Source organism: Exiguobacterium sp. s141 (assembly GCF_018618085.1).
Lineage (GTDB): Bacteria > Bacillota > Bacilli > Exiguobacteriales > Exiguobacteriaceae > Exiguobacterium > Exiguobacterium mexicanum_A.
Genome location: NZ_JACSLJ010000004.1, coordinates 187,156 through 206,954, shown reverse-complemented (window position 1 = coordinate 206,954; position 19,799 = coordinate 187,156). Strand labels below are relative to the sequence as shown.

The window sequence follows — 19,799 nt, the reverse complement described above, 5'->3', positions numbered from 1 at the left end:
AGACGATGAGGTAGATAGGTCATGGGTGGAAGCACGGCGACGTGTGGAGCTGAATGATACTAATCGGTCGAGGCTTTGATCTAGTCTAATGGTTTGTATGAATTGATGAGTCTTTAGTTTTCAGGGAACAACCCTGAAATGGATTGACACGCCCTCGAGGCGATGTTAATATTCTTTTGTCTGGTGGCGATAGCGAAGTGGTCACACCCGTTCCCATGCCGAACACGGAAGTTAAGCGCTTCAGCGCCGAAAGTAGTTGGGGGTCTCCCCCTGTGAGGATAGGACGTCGCCAGGCAAACGGTGGTTCTGGAGCATTCGCTCAAGGGCCGCCGCTTTTTTTATTTATATCGCGATTCAAATGAAAGAGAGGAAGAACAGATGGCCAAAAAAATCAAAGTATACGTCGAGCCAAACGAGACAATCGATGAGTGTTTAAATCGAATTGCTCAAATGGGGTATCGCCCGGTACGTAGGATTGAGAAGCCTGTCTTTGAACAAACGGGAACCAAAGACGAACCTGTACATTCCCATCAGTCGATTTTATTTGAGTGCGTTGCTCTCAAACCATAATGCCAAACCGTCACGAATGAGTGGCGGTTTTTTTGTGTTTTAATGAACCTAAAGACGAACGATGAATATTCAGACAATTAAATTGTTCGCCGTTTGTTGACATGTTTTGAATGAACAAGGTACGATAGGCGTGTGAGTTAAGAACAAATTAAATAGTGCTCCATATAATCGCGAGGAAATGGCTCGCAAGTTTCTACCTGATCGCCGACTCTGATCAGACTATGGGGTATAGTCGACATTTTTTTGTCGTGGTCTATACCCTAAACTGGTTATTCGGTTTAGGGATTTCTTTTTTTAAGGGGGACATTTAAGTGAAGGCAACAGTAGGTGTGATCATGGGTAGTTCTTCCGATTGGGAAACAATGAGCCATGCTTGTGAGATCCTTGAAGAGTTGAGTATTCCATATGAAAAACAAGTTGTCTCGGCGCATCGGACGCCGGACTTAATGTTCGACTACGCTGAGGGAGCTCGGGCAAGGGGCATACAAGTCATTATCGCAGGAGCGGGAGGCGCAGCTCACTTACCAGGTATGGTCGCTGCAAAGACCACATTACCCGTCATCGGGGTACCAGTACAATCGAAGGCGTTAAACGGACTTGATTCATTGCTCTCGATTGTTCAAATGCCTGCAGGTGTACCGGTCGCAACCGTCGCCATCGGTCGAGCTGGGGCGACGAACGCAGGTCTTCTCGCGGCGCAAATCTTGAGCCTCCAATCCTCTGAATTGATTGACCGTCTCGAGGTTTACCGCCAAGTGAAACGAGATATGGCACTCAAAGCGACAGAGGAGCTGATTTGATGAGAATCGGAATTTTAGGCGGAGGCCAGCTAGGTCGGATGATGTCACTCAGCGCGAGTGCTATGGGATACGAAACGCTAAGTCTTGATCCAAACCCAAACGCACCGGCCGCTCAAGTCGCGCCCAGCATCGTGGCTACATTTGACGACGTAACAGCAGCTCGTGAACTCGCTCAGCGTTCAGACGTCATCACATATGAATTTGAAAACATCGATACAGCGATGATTGAAGCTATCGCTGACAAGTGTCCGCAAGGGATGGATGTCTTAAAGGCGACACAGCATCGGCTCTATGAGAAGCAAATGATTGAAGGTGCGGGCCTTCACGTCGCTCCATATGTTCCAGTTCGTTCCCTCCGAGACGTCACTCGAGCGAGAGAAGTGTTAGGCCTCCCATTCGTCATCAAGACGTGCCGATTCGGATATGACGGAAAAGGCCAAACGGTCTTGCGGACGGAGCAAGATGTTCGCACATTTACGGATCAGTTCGAAGAGACGGAGTACGTGGCCGAAGCTTGGCTGCCTTTTAAAAAAGAAATTTCGGTTATCGTAACGAGAGGGGCTCACGCGACGACAACGTTCCCGATCAGCGAGAATATTCATCATCAAAATATTTTACACTTATCGATAGTGCCAGCACGAGTGGAACAAGACATTTTGGAAGAGGCTCGGCATTTGGCCCTTCAACTCGCTGACCACATCGGATTGATTGGAACGCTTGCGGTTGAACTGTTCATCATGGAGGATGGTTCCTTGTATGTGAATGAACTTGCTCCCCGTCCCCACAATTCAGGGCATTACACGATTGACGCCTGTGAGACGTCCCAGTTCGAGCAACATGTACGGGCAATCACTGGTATGAAGCTCGGTCGTACGACACTCCACACCCCGGTCGTGATGGTTAACCTGTTAGGCGAACATATGGATGAGCTGAATCCGCAAACGTTACCGTCGAATGTTAAACTACATTTGTATGGAAAAGAGGAAGCGAAGACTGGTCGGAAGATGGGGCACTTGAACGTGCTCGCCGATTCCGTCGAAGAAGCGCTTCAGACCATCGAACAATTGGCAATCTGGAAGGAGACCGTTTTATGATTTCACGTTATACCCGTCCCGAGATGGCGGCGATTTGGACAGACCAAAACAAATTTGAGGCATGGCTTCAAGTAGAACTTTACGCATGTGAGGCGTGGAGCGAGCTAGGCGTCATTCCAAAAGAAGATGTCGCGGTCCTGTGGGACAAAGCATCGTTTGATGTCGAACGCATCTTGGAGATCGAGCAAGAGACGCGCCATGACGTTATCGCCTTCACGCGTGCCGTCTCAGAGACGCTTGGAGAAGAGAAGAAGTGGGTGCATTACGGACTGACTTCGACAGACGTCGTCGATACGGCCTTATCGTACTTGATTAAGCAAGCAAACGATATTTTAGAAGCTGACATCGACCGCTTCATCGAGATCCTCGCTGAGAAAGCGAAAGCACATAAGTATGACATCATGATGGGCCGTACACACGGTGTTCACGCAGAACCGACGACGTTCGGATTGAAACTCGCCCTTTGGTACGAAGAAATGAAGCGCAACAAGAAGCGGTTCATGGCAGCCCGTGAGACGATTGAGTTCGGCAAGATGAGTGGTGCGGTCGGCACGTTCGCAAACATCGATCCGTTCATCGAGTCGTATGTATGTGACAAATTAGGGATTCAAGCGGCACCGATTTCGACACAGACGTTACAACGTGACCGTCACGCCGAATACATGTCGACACTCGCATTGATTGCCACATCAATCGAGAAGATGGCGACAGAGATTCGCGGCCTCCAAAAGACAGAGACACGTGAGGTCGAAGAATTCTTCGCCAAAGGACAAAAAGGGTCGTCAGCGATGCCGCATAAACGCAACCCAATCGGTTCAGAGAACATGACCGGCCTGGCCCGTGTCATTCGCGGTCATATGGTGACGGCGTATGAGAACGTCCCACTCTGGCATGAACGTGACATCTCACACTCTTCAGCCGAACGGATCATTCTTCCGGATGCGACGAGTCTCCTCAACTACATGTTGAACCGCTTTGGCAATATCGTGAAGAACTTGACGGTCTTCCCGGACAATATGCGTCGGAACATGGATCGGACGTTTGGCATCATCTTCTCCCAACGCATCTTGCTCGCCTTGATCGAAAAAGGATGGTCGCGCGAAGCGGCGTATGACGCCGTTCAACCGAAGGCGATGCAGGCGTGGGAAGAAGAGACGATGTTCCGCACTTTGATTGAACGAGACGCCGAGATGGGCGCGCTCTTTACGAGTGACGAGCTCGACGACCTATTCGACCCGAGCCATCACGTGCGCCGTGTCGATGTCATTTTTGAACGCTGTGGTTTGTGATCGTTGAGGGGCGTCATGCCCCTCTCACTTTTAAGGGGGACGATACAGATGGAAGCAATTTACGAAGGTAAAGCGAAAGCGTTATTTGAGACTGAAGAACAGGGTGTGCTCCGCGTTTATTATAAAGACGACGCGACAGCATTTAACGGGGAGAAGAAAGAATCAATCGCCGGCAAAGGCGTGTTAAACAATGCTATCACGACGCGCTTGTTCGAACTCATGCACGATAACAAGATTCCGACGCATTTCATTAAGCGACTATCGGATCGCGAGCAGCTCGTGCGCCGTGTCGACATCATTCCGCTTGAGGTCGTCGTGCGTAACATTGCCGCCGGAAGCCTTGCGAAACGACTCGGTTGGGAAGAAGGGACACCGCTCCTGTCACCAATCGTCGAGTTCTACTATAAAGATGACGCACTCGGAGATCCACTCTTAACAGAGGACCATATCCGTTTACTGCAAGTTGCCACACACAAAGAAGTCGAAACATTGCGACAACTCGGCCTATGGGTCAACGATGTATTGCTCGATTTCTTTAATGACCATGGCATTGATTTGATCGATTTCAAACTCGAGTTCGGTAAAGTCGACGGCACGATCATCCTTGCTGACGAGATTTCACCAGACACGTGCCGGCTTTGGGACAAAGAGACGAAACAAAAGCTCGATAAAGATGTTTTCCGCAGAGACCTCGGATCTCTGACAGACACGTATAGCCAGTTGTTAACACGCATAGGGGGAATGAACTGATGAAAAAAATAAACGTGTACGTGACATTACGTGAAAGTGTACTGGATCCACAAGGCGTTGCCGTCAAAGGCGGACTCGAACATCTCGGCTTTACAGGCGTTGAATCAGTACGCATCGGGAAAGTGATCGAGCTTCAAGTGGCAGAAGAGACGACCGAAGCGATGGTGCGTGACATGTGTGAGAAGTTGCTCGTCAACACGGTCATCGAGAACTATCGAATCGAGATGGGGGTACTCGCATGAAATTCGCTGTCATCGTCTTCCCGGGATCAAACTGTGACCTCGACATGTATCACGCTGTAAAAGATGTCCTCGGCGAAGAAGCGGACTATGTGTTCCATACGGAAACGTCGCTTGACGGTTACGACGGTGTGTTACTGCCAGGCGGATTCTCATATGGGGATTACTTGCGCTGTGGCGCCATCGCCCAGTTCTCACCAATTATGAGTGAAGTCAAACGGTTCGCAGAAGAAGGGCGTCCGGTACTCGGCGTCTGCAACGGTTTCCAAGTGCTCGTCGAAGCGGGACTCCTACCGGGCGTATTGATGCGTAACCGTGATTTGAAGTTCATGTGCAAGACGGTCGAATTGAAAGTCGAGACGAACGAGACGATGTTCACGAACGATTATGCACTCGGGGAAACGATTCAAGTCCCGATTGCCCACGGGGAAGGCAACTACTACTGTGACGAGGCGACGCTTGAGACGCTTCGTAGCAATGGGCAGATCGCCTTCACATATACCGACAACCCGAATGGATCGGTCGCGAATATTGCAGGGATCACGAACGCACAAGGCAACGTACTCGGAATGATGCCGCACCCGGAGCGAGCGGTCGAAGCATTGCTCGGCGGGGAAGACGGCAAACGATTATTCACTTCGATGGTGAAATGGGGGACTCGACATGCTACTTACAACTGAACCGACAGCAACACACATCCGTGAAGAGCGACTTTACGCCACGATGGGATTGACCGATGAGGAATACGCGCTCGTCGTCTCACTGCTCGGTCGTGAGCCGAACTACACCGAGATTGGGTTATTCTCGGTCATGTGGTCTGAACACTGTTCGTACAAAAACTCGAAGCCTGTCCTCCGGAAATTCCCGACCACTGGGAAACACGTCCTTCAAGGACCTGGGGAAGGTGCTGGCATCGTCGATATCGGCGATGGCCAGGCCGTCGCTTTCAAAATCGAGAGCCATAACCATCCGTCGGCGATTGAGCCGTACCAAGGTGCGGCGACAGGTGTCGGCGGGATTATCCGTGACATCTTCTCGATGGGCGCGCGACCGGTCGCACTCCTTAACTCGCTCCGCTTCGGAGATTTGAACGAATCACGTGTGAAACATCTCTTCGGTCATGTCGTCTCAGGCATCGCCGGGTACGGCAACTGCGTCGGTATCCCGACGGTAGGTGGGGAAGTCGCGTTCGACCCGGCCTATGCGGGTAACCCGCTCGTCAACGCGATGTGTGTCGGGCTCATCCGCCATGAAGACATTCAAAAAGGGATTGCCGAAGGCGTCGGTAACTCAGTGATGTATGTCGGGGCGACGACAGGACGCGACGGCATTCACGGGGCGACGTTCGCCTCGGAAGAACTCGGTGAGGATGCGGACGAGAAACGCCCGGCCGTCCAAGTCGGTGACCCGTTCATGGAGAAACTGTTGATTGAGGCGTGTTTGGAAGTCATCAAGCACCCGGCCCTCGTCGGGATCCAAGACATGGGAGCGGCTGGTCTCACGTCGTCTTCGGCCGAAATGGCATCGAAGGCAGGCATGGGCATCGAGATGAACCTCGACCTCGTCCCACAACGCGAGGCCGACATGACGCCTTACGAGATGATGTTGTCGGAGTCACAAGAGCGGATGCTTCTCGTCGTCAAGGCAGGACATGAAGATGAGATCGAAGCGATCGTCACGAAGTGGGGACTTCATGCGATCAAAGTCGGTGAAGTCATCGAAGACAAAGTGCTCCGTCTGCTCCATCACGGGGAAGTCGCGGCCGAAGTACCAGTCGATGCGCTCGCAGAAGACGCACCGGTCTACCATAAGCCGTCGAAAGTACCGGCGTACTATGAAACGTTCCAAGCGATGACACCAATCCAACCGATTGTCTCGGACGTCCTCTCGACATGGAAAGACGTGCTCGCCATGCCGACAATCGCTTCGAAACGCTGGGTGTATGAGCAATACGACCATATGGTTCAAACGTCGACCGTCGTCGCCCCAGGAAGTGATGCGGCCGTCATCCGCATTCGCGATACAGACAAAGCACTCGCGATGACGACGGACTGCAACGCCAAGTACGTGTACCTCGACCCACGTGTCGGTGGTGCGATTGCGGTCGCAGAGGCAGCGCGCAACATCGTCGCCAGCGGCGCCACACCACTCGCTCTCACCGACTGCTTGAACTTCGGTAGCCCGGACAAACCAGAAGGCTTCTGGCAGCTCGACCAAGCTGTCGAAGGGATGGCCGAAGCGTGCCGTGCCCTCGATACACCGGTCATCGGTGGAAACGTCTCGCTTTACAATGAGTCGAACGGGACGGCGATTTATCCGACGCCGGTCGTCGGCATGGTCGGCTTGATCGACAAACCGGAACATATCACGACGTCGTTCGCGAAAGCAGCAGGCGACATCATCTTCTTGCTCGGAGAGACGAAACCTGAGTTCGGTGGCAGTGCGCTTCAAATGCTGCAAGACGGTAAAGTGAGCGGACAGGCGCCGATGCTTGACCTCGAGACAGAGAGCCGTCAGCAACAAGTATTGCTTACGGCGATTCGGGAAGGTCTTGTCACAGCGGCCCACGACGTATCGGAAGGCGGACTCGCCGCGGCACTCCCTGAGCTCGTGTTCGGCACGGGCTTCGGCGCAGATGTCACAGTCGACGCAGATCTCGTGACGACACTTTTCAGCGAATCACAGTCACGGTTCCTCGTCACAGTCGCGCCACATCAGGCTGATGCGTTCGCGAAGTTGACGAAGGCGACACGCATCGGACAGGTGACGGACACGCCACAATTGACGGTCCGTGCGAGCGACCGCCTCATCGAAATGGATGTCACGGAACTTGAACGGGTATGGGAAGGAGCTATTCCATGTTATATGACATCCGAGGCATGAACGAGGAGTGCGGGGTATTCGGGGTTTTTAATCACCACGAAGCGTCACACCTCGCCTACTACGGCCTCCACAGCCTGCAACACCGGGGACAAGAAGGGACAGGCATCGTCACGGCTGACGGCGAGCGCTTGCACGCCAAACGCGGGCTTGGCCTCGTCGCTGAAGTGTTCGACGAACCGTCGCTCGACGCATTGACCGGGCATCACGCCATCGGTCATGTCCGTTATTCGACGGCAGGCGGCAACACGCTCGAGAACGTCCAACCGCTCCACTTCAAGTCGCTTACGGGCGACTTGGCGATGGCGCATAACGGTAACCTCGTCAACGCCAACGAGTTGAAACATATGCTCGAAGCGGAAGGTGCGATTTTTCAGACGACGTCCGATACGGAAGTCGTCGCCCACTTGATTAAACGAAGCCGCGGCAACTCGATGAAAGAGCGGATTGCAGATAGCTTGGCCCGTCTCGTCGGCGCATTCGCCTTCCTCTTCTTGACGGAAGACGCGCTCTACGTCGGCGTCGACGTTCACGGCTTGCGCCCGCTCTCGCTCGGCCAGACCGAGGACGGAGCCTACGTATTCGCCTCAGAGACATGTGCGTTTGACGTCGTGGGGGCGACGTACGTACGCGATGTCGAGCCAGGGGAACTCCTTATGATCACGCAAGACGGGATCGTGTCGGAGCGGTACAGCGAGGCCTCGGTCCGCGCGATGTGTTCAATGGAATACATCTACTTCTCGCGGCCGGACTCGATCATCGATGGCGTCAACGTGCATACGGCCCGTAAGGCGATGGGGAAGAAGATGTTCGACGAGGCACCGGTCGAAGCGGACGTCGTCACCGGCGTCCCGGACTCGAGCATTTCGGCGGCCATCGGTTACGCCGAGGCGAGCGGGATTCCGTACGAGATGGGACTCATTAAAAACCGCTATGTTGGCCGGACGTTCATTCAGCCGTCGCAAGAACTACGGGAGCGCGGTGTCAAGATGAAGCTGTCGGCGCTTCGAGGCGTCGTGAACGGAAAACGGGTCATCATGGTCGACGATTCGATCGTCCGCGGTACGACGAGCAGACGCATCGTCAAGTTGCTCCGTGAAGCCGGGGCGACCGAGGTGCATGTTCGCATCACGTCACCACCAATCAAGCATCCGTGCTATTACGGCATCGATACATCATCAAAGGAAGAGTTGATTGCGGCCACCAAATCCATCGAAGAGATTAAAGAAGAGATTGGGGCCGATTCACTGGCGTTCCTCACATTGGACGGAACGGTCGAAGCGATCGACCGACCGTTCGAAGGGAACTTGCGCGGGCAGTGTGCCGCTTGCTTCACCGGACTTTATCCAACTGAACTGGCGGAACTTGTAACAGAGACAAAAGCTTGAGGGGGACTGACGATGAGTTTAAGATATGAACAAGCGGGTGTGAATTTAGAAGCAGGCTATGAAGCAGTATCACGCATGAAGCGTCACGTTGCACGGACGATGCGTCCAGAAGTGATGACCGGGCTCGGCAGTTTTGGGGCGATGATCGACCTCGGCTCGATGCAGTTGAAACATCCGATTCTCGTCAGCGGAACGGATGGGGTCGGCACGAAACTCAAACTCGCGTTCGCGCTCGACCAACATGATACGATTGGAATTGACTGTGTGGCGATGTGTGTCAACGACTGTCTCGTCCACGGGGCCGAACCGCTTTATTTCTTAGACTATATCGCGACCGGCAAGGCAGAACCGGCCAAACTTGAGCGCATCGTCGCAGGGGTCGCCGAAGGTTGCGTCCAAGCGGGCTGTGCCCTCGTCGGAGGCGAGACGGCCGAGATGCCGGGTATGTATCCGGACGGCGAGTACGATATCGCTGGATTCGCCGTCGGTGTCGTCGAGAAGGAAGCACTGATCGATGGACGGACAATCGAAGCGGGGGACATCGTCCTAGGTTTAGCATCATCAGGTGTCCATTCGAACGGATTCTCGCTCGTCCGCCATATCGTCGAGTCGCAAGGGCTCGCCTACACTGATGAGATCGCCATGCTCGATACGACGCTCGGGAACGCCCTTTTGTTGCCGACACGCATCTATTCCGAGGCTGCGAAAGCGGCCATCGCGACGGGGCGTGTCCAAGGCATGGCCCACATCACGGGCGGCGGTTTTTACGAGAACGTGCCACGCATGCTGCCGGAAGGCCTCGGTGTCACATTCGATGCCTCGAATTGGCCGAGCCTGCCCGTGTTCGACTGGCTCGAGCAAGTCGGGCACGTCTCGAAACAAGAGATGTTCAACGTATTCAATATGGGCATCGGCTTCATGATCACGGTCCGGCCTGAAGATGTCGAAGTCGTCGAAGCCGCACTCGAACGCGCCGGAGAGACGTCGCACCGTATCGGGAAAGTTGATGCCAAACCGGGCGTCCGCATCATGGGGGTCGACCAGTGAAAAAGTTTGCCATCTTCGCCTCCGGGTCCGGTAGCAACGCCGAAGCGATTTGGCAAGCCATCGACCGAGGCGACTTGTCAGGGGAATGTGTCCTGCTCGTCACGGACAAACCAGAAGCGAAAGTACTCGAGCGGGCGGATCGGTTCAACATCGCGAGCTTCTCGTTCGAACCGAAGGCATATGCGTCAAAAGCGGAATTCGAACAAGAGATTCTCGTCTTGTTACAGACGCTCGGCGCCGACTATATCGTCTTGGCCGGGTATATGCGGTTGATTGGGGACGTATTGCTGTCAGCATATCCGAACCGTATTATCAACATCCATCCATCGCTCTTACCGGCGTTCCCTGGAAAAGACGCCATCGGTCAGGCGCTCGCGGCGAACGTGCCGACGAGCGGTGTCACCGTTCATTACGTCGATGCCGGGATGGATACGGGACCAATCATCGCCCAACAAGACGTCGCCATCGCAGGCTGTGATGCGGCCGAAGCGGCAAGACGCATCCAAGCGGTCGAGCATCAGCTCTATCCGCACGTACTACAACAAGTGTTTATCCAACAGGAGGTTTTCAAGTGAGAGCATTACTGAGTGTGTCAGATAAAACAGGAATCGTCGAGCTCGCGCAGGCGTTGCATGAAGCGGGCATCGAACTCATTTCGACAGGCGGGACGGAAGCGGCGCTCATCGCGGCCGGTCTTCCCGTAAAAAATATCTCGGAAGTGACATCGTTCCCAGAGATGCTCGACGGTCGCGTGAAGACGCTCCATCCGTTCGTACATGGCGGACTTCTCGGACGCCGCGATTTAGATTCGCACGTCGAACAGATGAAAGACCACGACATCGAGCCAATCGACTATGTCGTCGTCAACTTGTACCCGTTCAAAGAAACGATTGCGAAAGAGAACGCGACGTATGATGAAGCGATTGAGAATATCGATATCGGCGGACCAAGCATGCTCCGTTCGGCCGCGAAAAACCATGCCAGCGTGACGGTCGTCGTCGACCCGGCCGACTACGGTCATGTGGCCGAAGCGGTTCGTGCCGGCGGGACGACGTTCGAAACACGTCAACGTCTTGCCACAAAAGCGTTCCGTCACACGGCGGCGTATGACGCCTTGATTGCCGACTATTTAGGTCAGCAGATCGGCGAGACGTTCCCGGAACAGCTCACGGTCACGTATGAGAAAGTACAAGACCTCCGTTACGGGGAAAACCCGCACCAGCAGGCAGCGTTTTATAAGACGCCGCTCTATCACGGGATGACGCTCGCGAACGCGGAGCAGCTCCATGGCAAAGAACTCTCATATAACAATATCCAAGATACGAATGCGGCGCTCGAGGCGCTCAGCGAATTGACGGAGCCGGCAGCGGTCGTCGTCAAACATATGAACCCATGTGGTGTCGCTGTCGGACAGACAATCAGCCAAGCGTTCTCAAGAGCCCATGCGGCCGATCCGGTCTCGATTTTCGGTGGCATCGTCGCCTTGAACCGTGAAGTCGATGTGGAGACGGCAGAGGCCCTCCGTAACATCTTCCTAGAAATCATCATCGCGCCATCCTTTAGTGAGGCAGCACTTGACCGATTGAAAGAGAAAAAGAATCTTCGGTTATTGACGCTTGATATGGGCCAGATGACAGGGATGCGCTTGACAGCCGTCGCGGGCGGTCTCCTCGTACAAGATGGGGACGACGTCACACTCGATGATGCGTCATGCCAAATTGTGACCGACCGTCGCCCGACGGCGTCTGAATGGGAGGACTTGAAACTTGCGTGGCGTGTCGTTAAACACGTGAAATCAAACGCCATCGTCGTCGCCAAAGACGAGACGACAATCGGCATCGGAGCGGGACAGATGAACCGCGTCGGCGCGGCGAAAATCGCTTTCGAACAAGCAGGTGAACGTGCTACGGGTGCCGCGCTCGGTAGCGATGCATTCTTCCCGATGGGGGACACGGTCGAAGCCGCAGCCGCAGCCGGGATCACGGCCATCATTCAACCAGGCGGATCAATTCGTGACGAGGAGTCGATTGAAGCGGCGAACCGTCACGGCATCACGATGGTGTTCACGTCAGTTCGACACTTCAAACATTGAGAGGAGCGATAAGATGAACGTACTCGTCATTGGACGCGGCGGGCGTGAGCACGCGCTCGCTTGGAAGTTGAGACAAGACGGACATGAGGTGTTCGTCGCTCCGGGTAATCTTAATATGGGCGACGTGACGTGTGTACCAATCGAAGAGACAGATGTCTCTGACCTCGTCGAGTTTGCGAAACGCGAGGCGGTTGACTGGACGATCGTTGGTCCAGAGTCGGCCCTCATGGCCGGTGTCGTCGATGTGTTTCAAGCTCAAGGACAAAAAATCTTCGGACCGACGAAGGCGGCGGCGTTGCTTGAAGGCAGTAAAGCGTTCGCGAAAGAAGTGATGCGCGAAGCCAATATCCCGACCGCAGGGTACGACACGTTCACCGACGCCGAGTCAGCGCTCCGACATATCGATCAACTCGAAGCACCGCTCGTCGTCAAAGCGGACGGACTTGCCGCCGGTAAAGGGGTGACCGTCGCGTTCACACTTGAAGAGGCGAGAGCAGCCATCCATGACATTTTCGATACCGATAAGTTCGGGGACCAATCACGTGTCGTCATCGAAGAGTTTTTGGATGGAGAAGAGTTTTCGCTCATGGCGTTCGTCTCTGGGGAGCACGTTATCCCGATGATCACGTCACAAGATCATAAGCGTGCCTATGACGGAGACGCAGGACCGAACACGGGCGGCATGGGCGCCTACAGTCCGATGCCTCACTTGGATGATGTTGTGTATAAGGAAGCCGTCGAACGCGTCCTCTTCCCGCTGGCGCGGACGATGGTCGAGCGGGGCACACCGTTCGAAGGGTTCTTGTATGCGGGCCTCATCTTGACGGCGGATGGTCCGAAAGTGATCGAGTTCAACGCTCGATTTGGCGATCCCGAGACCGAGGTCATTCTCCCGAACTTGGCATCTCCTCTCCTCGGCGTCATTGAGGCGGTCGTGGACCAAAAACCGTATCCGATTGAATGGGTAGAAGGCTATACGATTGGAGTCGTCGTCGCGGCAGAAGGCTATCCTGATCGAGCGACGACCGGCCAGGTACTGTCAGGCTTCGGCGACTTGCCAGACGATGTGCTCGTGTTTCATGCGGGGACGACCCGGGACGGGACCCACATCATCGGTAACGGAGGGCGATTGTTCGTCCTCACGTCGACGAAACCGACGTTGCTTGAAGCGAAGACGGCCGTCTATACGGCACTCGAACAACTTGATTTGCCACAGACGTTTTACCGGCGTGATATCGGAGGGCGGGCGTTGGCTCAGATTTTTTAAAGGATGGGTCAACCCGTCCTTTTTTTCATGCGAAAAGAAGGGAATCCGTACTTCCTGCTCTACAATAATGGAGTAGATTGAAGGAAGAAGGTGGTCGACGTGCGCATTCGGACGAAGCTCATGATTGCGGTGGCCGTGAATATAATTGTGTTTGTCGGTGTCATCTTTTTTGGGGTACGACCATATTTCATCGAGAAAAGCATGGAGCAAGATCGTCAAACGGTCGAGAGTCAAATCGCGAGCGTATCTGAGACGCTCGCCAATCGGAAGAGCACACTCGAACGCACACTCATCGACTGGGCTGTCTGGAATGATACGTACACGTTCGTGCAGCGACGAAATGCCGCTTATATCCAAAGTAACATCAGTGAAGAGTCGCTCGAGAACTTGAGCGTCAACGCTATCGTCTATTTGGACAGCGAGGGGGAAGCTTTCTACTCGGCGTTTCGTTCGACAGACATGTCTTTGTCGAAAGCCGACCAACAAGCGATCATCCGGGCGGTTACCTCTCGCTTGACCAATCGGAGCGATGCACAGAACGGCATATACGCGAGTGATTTTGGCCCGATGTTATATGTCAGCCATCCGATTCTACGAAGTGACAGTAGTGGACCACGACAAGGAACGCTCATCATGCTCGAATTCGTCGATTCGACGGTCATGGCAGATATAAGTGCCCAGACGAAGATACCATTGACAATTCAGCCGGCTCGTCTAGAAGAGACAATCATCAAGAGCGGGACGGATGGGACCGATGTGGTGATCCCACTCGACACGGTGTTTCAGCAAGCGGATTATGAAGTTGGTTTCACCGTCGCGCAAACGCACTACGAAAATACGGTCACGATGTTGCGGCTCGGCATGTTCGCGCTCGTCATCCTCGGGTTCGGTCTGTTCTTCTCTTTGTTATGGACGATTCACCGGGTCGTGATTCGGCGGCTGATGGAGATCGTGAGTGAGTTGAAGATCATCACACTTGAGCGGGACAGCCGACTCCGCCTCAGTCGGGACGCGCACAGCCACGACGAAATCGAACAGATGGCGACGAGTATGAACGAGGTGCTCGCGGCACTCGAAGATACGCGCGCCGAAGTGATCGACCGGGCGTTCCGAGACGCATTGACGCTTCTTCCGAACCGGCTCGCGCTAGAAGATTATTTCTCGACCGTGCGTGGAAAGCAGGAACGGATCGGAGTGCTCGGATTGGATTTGGATGACTTCCGCCGGATCAACGACCAATACGGACATCGGACGGGTGATTCTGTTCTCATCTATCTCGCCTCACGGCTCAACTTCTATAAAGAAGACGGGTTCGTCGCTCGCATCGGTGCCGATGAGTTCATGCTCGTCCATCCGGGCTGGACACTTGACCAGCTCCAACCGGTCGCCCGGCACTTGACGAAAGACTTGAAGGACTGGGCCCATGTCAACGGTGTGAAAGGGATGGCGGCGACAATCGGCATCGATGTGTTCACCTATGCCGAGCCGCAACACACGTATGAGGTCATGATGGGGCGGCTCGACGTGGTCATTCACGAAGCGAAACTGTCAGGGAAGAACCGTGTCTTGACGTTCCAAGAAATCGAGGACGGGAGCCATTATTTGCAGACGCTCGAGATGGAACGCGATTTGCGCCATGCCCTCGAACATGATGAGTTTGAACTGTATTATCAGCCGATCGTATCGCCACGGCCGTTTGCAGTACGGGGAGTCGAGGCGCTCATTCGCTGGAATCATCCGGGCAAAGGTCAGATTTCCCCTGGCCTGTTCATCCCAGTGGCCGAGCAGCTCGGCCTTATCTCGGACTTGGGACGCTGGGTGCTCGTACAGGCGGTCACGGAGATGAAGGATCATGTGGAACGACATCACTTGTTCCTCTCGATCAACGTATCGAAACGCCAAATCGCCGACGGGTCGTTTTTAGCTTCATTGGAACACGTGCTGACCGAAACGGGATTTGACCCTCATCGCCTTCATGTCGAAATCACCGAGAGTGAGGTCGGCGGGAATCTGTATGAGCTTCAGCAGTTCATTCACGCGCTCAAAGCGATCGGCGTCAAAATCTCGCTCGATGACTTTGGTGTCGGGACATCGTCGCTCTCGTTCTTGCAGTCGCTTCAACTCGATATTATTAAAATCGATCAAAACTTTGTCAAAGGGATTCCCGAGAACACGTTCGACCGGGCCTTGCTTGAAGGGTTATATCAAACGTTCCATACACTCGGTCTCGATATCGTCACGGAAGGTGTGGAGCGTCCGGAGCAGCTCGCGTTCGTGCTCGAACATAGCAGTTCGCTCATCCAAGGTTACCATTACAGCAAACCGGTTCCGCTGGCACAACTTGAGCATTACTTGAAGAAAACGGTCACGATGTATGACTGGTGAAGACACTTCCTGCGGGAGGTGTCTTTATTTGTGTGAATTTCATGTGAATTCCGTTACAATTAGCAACATAACTTGCGACCCTTTCATAGAAAATGTAAACTTGAAACAGATGAAAGAAAACGCTTACAAAATTATTGTCTGATAATAATGGCGAGGCGATTAAGGGAGGATTGGGTTCGATGCCAACAAAACGATCGGCGCGGGCACCGTGGTCTAAAGCGATGATTCGGTCACAACTAGAAGTCGTGAGCCAAGTCAGGCCACCTTCGCTCGTATTGACGAATGCCACGTACTTGAACATGTACGTGAAGCAGTGGAAACAAGCAAATATTTGGATCGAGCATGACCGGATCGTCTATGTCGGGCCAGATGTACCGAAAGCGGCCGTCGAGACGGTGGACGTATCCGGAAAATATATCGTGCCTGGCTATATCGAGCCACATGCGCATCCATTCCAACTTTATAATCCGGCGACGCTGTCGAAGTATGCAGGCGAGCGGGGGACGACGACGCTCGTGAATGACAACATGCTTCTTTTTTTACAAAATAAGGAGCAAGCGTTTGCGCAACTCGATGCGATCCAACAGCTTCCGACGAGCACATATTGGTGGGCGCGTCTCGATACACAGACCGAGCTCGACCGGGACAGTGTCCTTGTCGATTCCGAGCGGATTCACGACTGGTTCAATCATCCGGACGTCATCATGGCCGGTGAATTGACGGCATGGCCGCGCACGTTGAAAGGCGATGACGAGATGTTGCAGTGGATGCTCGACGCGGAGACGTGCGGGCTCCCGGTCGAAGGACATTTCCCGGGTGCCTCGGCGAAGACGTTGACGAAGATGGCGCTGATGGGTGTTCACAGCGACCATGAAGCGATGGCGGCCGAAGAAGCGCTCTGCCGGCTCGAACACGGCTATACGACGACACTCCGTCATTCTTCGATTCGTCCTGACCTTCCGGGACTCATCCGTGGTCTGCTCGACGCCGGACTCGAGGCGTTCGATCATGTGATGGTCACGACAGACGGGTCGACGCCAGGATTTTATCAAGACGGGCTGCAAGACGCGCTTATCAAGATCATGATTGAGGCCGGATTGCCGCCGATTGAGGCGTACCGCATCGTGTCATTGAACGTGGCGCGACACTTTGGGCTCGATCACATCCTCGGTTCGATTGCGCCGGGACGCATCGCCCATCTCAATATTCTTGATGCGATCGACGAGCCGCGCCCGTCCGCCGTCATCGCCAAAGGGCAATGGATTTACCGGGACGGGGCATCGTTGTTCCCGAACGAGCTCGTCGATGCGGCGCTCGCGCTCATGCCGTCGACGGACGTCGACATCGAACTGACGCCGAACGATCTGTCGTTCAGCATGCCTGTCGGGCTCGATATGGTCAACTCGGTCATCATGAAACTGTTCAAAATCTCGCACGACACCGGTCAAGACGAATTGCCACGTGACGGGGACGAGTCGTTCCTCATGCTGCTCGATAAAGAAGGAAAATGGCGACTCAATACGGTACTGAAAGGATTCGCCCACGACTTTGGCGGGCTCGTCAGCTCGTATTCGATTAGTGGCGACTACTTAATCTTAGGGAAATGTAAACAAGACATGCTGACGGCGTTCGAACGGATGAAACAGCTCGGCGGCGGTATCGTCCTCGTCGACCGTGGTGAGATTATCGCGGAAATTCCGCTCCCGCTCTGTGGCATGACGTCGAAGGAGCCGATTGAACAGTTGATTGTCCAGGAAGAAGGGTTGCGGTCCGAGCTGCTCACGCGTGGTTACAAGTTTGAAGACCCAATCTATACGCTCTTGTTCTTGGCGTCGACGCACTTGCCATATGTGCGGGCCACACCGCTCGGAATTTACGAAGTGATGAAGAAACAAATACTATTTCCGGCAATTTTGCGATGAACAGTTGAGTCCGAGCCGGTCGTGCTTTAGAATGATAAAGAAGTACGATGAGAGAGGATGCTTGCGGATGCAACTCGATAAATTACGAGGACGAGAGCTCGATCAGCTGTTTGAGGCGATTTTGAAGCTCGATACACTCGAAGATTGTTATCAACTATTTGAAGATTTAGCGACCGTGAACGAAGTGCAGGCGCTCGCCCAACGGCTAGAAGTGGCCCGCCAAATTCGTGAAGGTAGCACGTACCATAAAATTGAAGAAGCGACAGGAGCTTCGACGGCCACGATTTCCCGCGTCAAGCGTTGCTTGAACTACGGGTCAGGCGGCTATGATCTTGCCCTTGAACGTCTACAACAATCAGAAGGTGACTCGTAAGAGTCATCTTGTTTTTGATGGGAGAGGAGGGGCGAGATGCAAGACAATTTTATGAAGCGAAATTTACAGCTGTTCTTTCGGAAGTTGACACCGGTCCAGACACTCGTGTTGATTTATAGCGCGGCGGTCGTGTTGGCCGTCATTTTGCTCGCTTTACCGATTGCGCGACAACCGGGCGTCACCATCACGTTCACCGATCTCGTCTTTTTCGCGGTCAGCTGTGTCAGTGTCACCGGCTTGACGCCAATCGTCGTGACGGATACGTTTTCGACGTTCGGGCTGTTCATCATCCTGTTCATCGTTCAAGTGAGCGGGGTCGGTCTGATCAGTTTGCACGTCATCATGTGGATCTTGCTCGGGAAGCGGATTGGCTTTCGCGAGCGGCAGCTGATTTTACGGGACCAGAACCAGACGTCGATGGCAGGGATTATCAAATATATCACTGAGATTGTCATCACCGTTATCACGATTGAAGCGATCGGTGCGGTGTTGCTTGGGGTCCATTACTTAAATTACTTTGATACGGCCAACGAAGCGTTCCTGCAAGGCCTGTTCGGCTCAATCAGTGCGACGACGAACGCCGGGTTCGATATCACCGGCAGTTCGCTCGCACCGTTCCGGGAAGACCCGTTCGTCATCTTTACGCAAATCGCGCTCATGACCGGTGGTGCCATCGGTTTCCCGGTCCTCGTCGAGATTCGCACATATTTGACGAACCGCATTATGCGAAAACGCGAGAATTTCCCGCGCCGCTTCTCGTTGTTTACGAAATTGACGGTATCGACGTTTTTCATCTTGATTGCGGTCGGGACCGTCGGCTTGTTTCTATTTGAATACAATAACGCCTTCAAAGAATTACCGCTCTGGCTCGCACTCTCGGACTCGTTGTTCCAGTCCGTGACGACGCGAAACGGGGGGTTGTCGACCGTTGATGTCAACTTGTTCTCGGAAGGCAGCATGTTGCTGCTCTCGATTCTGATGTTCATCGGGGCGTCACCGTCCTCGGTCGGTGGGGGGATTCGGACGACGACGTTCGCCGTCGCCGTGCTCGGGGTCGTCGCGTTCATTCGCGGGGACTCGTCCATCAAAATCTTCGGACGTGAGATCGTGCTCGAGGACATTTGGAAAGCGTTCGTCATCATTACCGTGTCTCTGGCCGTCCTGTTGACCGGGGTCATGGTGCTGACGTTCTTCGAAGACGCATCGCTCACGCGCATCTTGTTCGAAGCGTGCTCGGCGTTCGGGACGACCGGGTTGTCGGTCGGGCTATCGTCCGAATTTAGTAACGTCGGCAAGTGGGTGCTCACCATTTTAATGTTCATTGGACGCATCGGTGTCATCGCCTTCATCTTGATTTTGCAGCGGAGACAGCCGAAACGGATGTACAACTATCCGAAAGAATCAATCATCTTAGGGTAAGGAGCTCAGAACATGAAAGCTTTTTGGATCAATTTCGGTTACGTGTTCGCCGTCCCGGTGTTGCCGTTCATCGCGGTTGTGAACGGAACGGCGCTCTGTTCACCGGATTCTCCGCTACTTGATATTCCCGTGCTCGGCTTTTTCTTGGCGAATCCGCTCTGGTTCATCCCGGTGTACGGGCTGTTCGCTCTGCTCGTCGCCAAGTGGATGACGGCCCGCGAACAAAAGACGCACGCGAGACGTGCTTGAGACTTGCCTCGGCAAGTCTTTTTTTGTTCAACAGA

18 protein-coding genes, 2 rRNA genes and 1 riboswitch are annotated in these 19,799 nt (G+C 54.0%); all 20 genes read left to right on the top strand.

Annotation, left to right across the window (positions count from 1 at the left end):
* A 23S ribosomal RNA gene (locus KNP74_RS11005) occupies positions 1–83 on the top strand; the annotation flags it as partial.
* Positions 84–179: 96 nt separating this feature from the next.
* Positions 180–295: ribosomal RNA gene (rrf, locus tag KNP74_RS11000) — 5S ribosomal RNA — on the top strand.
* A gap of 83 nt (positions 296–378) precedes the next feature.
* Positions 379–570, top strand: a complete 192-nt coding sequence (locus KNP74_RS10995) for an NETI motif-containing protein (RefSeq protein WP_034781380.1) — start codon at positions 379–381, stop codon at positions 568–570.
* 140 nt (positions 571–710) lie between these two features.
* Positions 711–812, top strand: a riboswitch (purine riboswitch).
* A 69-nt stretch (positions 813–881) separates the two neighbouring features.
* Positions 882–1,370 (top strand): 5-(carboxyamino)imidazole ribonucleotide mutase, encoded by a 489-nt coding sequence (gene purE / locus KNP74_RS10990; RefSeq protein ID WP_138860030.1) that lies wholly within the window; start codon positions 882–884, stop codon positions 1,368–1,370.
* On the top strand, positions 1,370–2,464 hold the full coding sequence (purK, locus tag KNP74_RS10985; protein WP_214764271.1) for a 5-(carboxyamino)imidazole ribonucleotide synthase: 1,095 nt from the start codon (positions 1,370–1,372) through the stop codon (positions 2,462–2,464). The genes purE and purK overlap by 1 nt, the downstream gene beginning before the upstream one ends.
* Entirely contained in the window at positions 2,461–3,753 is a 1,293-nt protein-coding gene (purB, locus tag KNP74_RS10980; protein ID WP_214712328.1) for an adenylosuccinate lyase, read from the top strand. The genes purK and purB overlap by 4 nt, the downstream gene beginning before the upstream one ends.
* 48 nt (positions 3,754–3,801) lie before the next feature.
* The gene (purC, locus tag KNP74_RS10975; protein ID WP_138860027.1) at positions 3,802–4,503 is read left to right on the top strand and encodes a phosphoribosylaminoimidazolesuccinocarboxamide synthase; all 702 of its coding nucleotides are present in this window, start codon (positions 3,802–3,804) and stop codon (positions 4,501–4,503) included.
* Positions 4,503–4,745, top strand: a complete 243-nt coding sequence (gene purS / locus KNP74_RS10970) for a phosphoribosylformylglycinamidine synthase subunit PurS (protein WP_138860026.1) — start codon at positions 4,503–4,505, stop codon at positions 4,743–4,745. Before purC ends, purS begins: the two co-directional genes overlap by 1 nt.
* Positions 4,742–5,422: a phosphoribosylformylglycinamidine synthase subunit PurQ gene (gene purQ / locus KNP74_RS10965; protein WP_034781324.1), complete on the top strand. Its 681-nt coding sequence runs from the start codon at positions 4,742–4,744 to the stop codon at positions 5,420–5,422. Before purS ends, purQ begins: the two co-directional genes overlap by 4 nt.
* Positions 5,406–7,625, top strand: a complete 2,220-nt coding sequence (gene purL / locus KNP74_RS10960) for a phosphoribosylformylglycinamidine synthase subunit PurL (protein WP_034781321.1) — start codon at positions 5,406–5,408, stop codon at positions 7,623–7,625. Before purQ ends, purL begins: the two co-directional genes overlap by 17 nt.
* Positions 7,601–9,010, top strand: coding sequence for an amidophosphoribosyltransferase (gene purF / locus KNP74_RS10955; RefSeq protein ID WP_058765678.1), 1,410 nt, complete (start codon positions 7,601–7,603; stop codon positions 9,008–9,010). The genes purL and purF overlap by 25 nt, the downstream gene beginning before the upstream one ends.
* 12 nt (positions 9,011–9,022) lie before the next feature.
* Positions 9,023–10,057 (top strand): phosphoribosylformylglycinamidine cyclo-ligase, encoded by a 1,035-nt coding sequence (gene purM, locus KNP74_RS10950; RefSeq protein ID WP_138860024.1) that lies wholly within the window; start codon positions 9,023–9,025, stop codon positions 10,055–10,057.
* Positions 10,054–10,632: a phosphoribosylglycinamide formyltransferase gene (gene purN, locus KNP74_RS10945; protein ID WP_034781313.1), complete on the top strand. Its 579-nt coding sequence runs from the start codon at positions 10,054–10,056 to the stop codon at positions 10,630–10,632. Before purM ends, purN begins: the two co-directional genes overlap by 4 nt.
* Positions 10,629–12,149 carry a bifunctional phosphoribosylaminoimidazolecarboxamide formyltransferase/IMP cyclohydrolase gene (purH, locus tag KNP74_RS10940; RefSeq protein ID WP_214764270.1) on the top strand — a complete coding sequence of 507 codons (1,521 nt, stop codon included), beginning with the start codon at positions 10,629–10,631 and terminating at the stop codon, positions 12,147–12,149. The genes purN and purH overlap by 4 nt, the downstream gene beginning before the upstream one ends.
* A gap of 13 nt (positions 12,150–12,162) precedes the next feature.
* A complete protein-coding gene (gene purD, locus KNP74_RS10935) occupies positions 12,163–13,416 on the top strand; it encodes a phosphoribosylamine--glycine ligase (protein WP_128123953.1) in 1,254 nt (417 codons plus the stop codon).
* Positions 13,417–13,515: 99 nt separating this feature from the next.
* The gene (locus tag KNP74_RS10930) at positions 13,516–15,801 is read left to right on the top strand and encodes a putative bifunctional diguanylate cyclase/phosphodiesterase (protein WP_371816333.1); all 2,286 of its coding nucleotides are present in this window, start codon (positions 13,516–13,518) and stop codon (positions 15,799–15,801) included.
* 179 nt (positions 15,802–15,980) lie between these two features.
* Positions 15,981–17,723, top strand: coding sequence for an adenine deaminase C-terminal domain-containing protein (locus KNP74_RS10925; protein WP_138860019.1), 1,743 nt, complete (start codon positions 15,981–15,983; stop codon positions 17,721–17,723).
* A gap of 67 nt (positions 17,724–17,790) precedes the next feature.
* Positions 17,791–18,096, top strand: a complete 306-nt coding sequence (locus tag KNP74_RS10920; protein WP_034781303.1) for a YerC/YecD family TrpR-related protein — start codon at positions 17,791–17,793, stop codon at positions 18,094–18,096.
* 36 nt (positions 18,097–18,132) lie between these two features.
* Positions 18,133–19,515: a TrkH family potassium uptake protein gene (locus tag KNP74_RS10915; protein ID WP_214764268.1), complete on the top strand. Its 1,383-nt coding sequence runs from the start codon at positions 18,133–18,135 to the stop codon at positions 19,513–19,515.
* Positions 19,516–19,527: 12 nt separating this feature from the next.
* Positions 19,528–19,764 (top strand): hypothetical protein, encoded by a 237-nt coding sequence (locus KNP74_RS10910; RefSeq protein WP_131437309.1) that lies wholly within the window; start codon positions 19,528–19,530, stop codon positions 19,762–19,764.
* Positions 19,765–19,799: the final 35 nt, after the last annotated feature.

Coding starts and splice junctions, on each gene's coding strand:
- purM (WP_138860024.1), top strand. CDS start 9,023: ATGAGTTTAAGATATGAACAAGCGGGTGTGAATTTAGAAGCAGGCTAT.
- purF (WP_058765678.1), top strand. CDS start 7,601: ATGTTATATGACATCCGAGGCATGAACGAGGAGTGCGGGGTATTCGGG.
- purK (WP_214764271.1), top strand. CDS start 1,370: ATGAGAATCGGAATTTTAGGCGGAGGCCAGCTAGGTCGGATGATGTCA.
- KNP74_RS10910 (WP_131437309.1), top strand. CDS start 19,528: ATGAAAGCTTTTTGGATCAATTTCGGTTACGTGTTCGCCGTCCCGGTG.
- KNP74_RS10995 (WP_034781380.1), top strand. CDS start 379: ATGGCCAAAAAAATCAAAGTATACGTCGAGCCAAACGAGACAATCGAT.
- purC (WP_138860027.1), top strand. CDS start 3,802: ATGGAAGCAATTTACGAAGGTAAAGCGAAAGCGTTATTTGAGACTGAA.
- KNP74_RS10920 (WP_034781303.1), top strand. CDS start 17,791: ATGCAACTCGATAAATTACGAGGACGAGAGCTCGATCAGCTGTTTGAG.
- purB (WP_214712328.1), top strand. CDS start 2,461: ATGATTTCACGTTATACCCGTCCCGAGATGGCGGCGATTTGGACAGAC.
- purQ (WP_034781324.1), top strand. CDS start 4,742: ATGAAATTCGCTGTCATCGTCTTCCCGGGATCAAACTGTGACCTCGAC.
- KNP74_RS10925 (WP_138860019.1), top strand. CDS start 15,981: ATGCCAACAAAACGATCGGCGCGGGCACCGTGGTCTAAAGCGATGATT.
- purL (WP_034781321.1), top strand. CDS start 5,406: ATGCTACTTACAACTGAACCGACAGCAACACACATCCGTGAAGAGCGA.
- purD (WP_128123953.1), top strand. CDS start 12,163: ATGAACGTACTCGTCATTGGACGCGGCGGGCGTGAGCACGCGCTCGCT.
- purS (WP_138860026.1), top strand. CDS start 4,503: ATGAAAAAAATAAACGTGTACGTGACATTACGTGAAAGTGTACTGGAT.
- KNP74_RS10915 (WP_214764268.1), top strand. CDS start 18,133: ATGCAAGACAATTTTATGAAGCGAAATTTACAGCTGTTCTTTCGGAAG.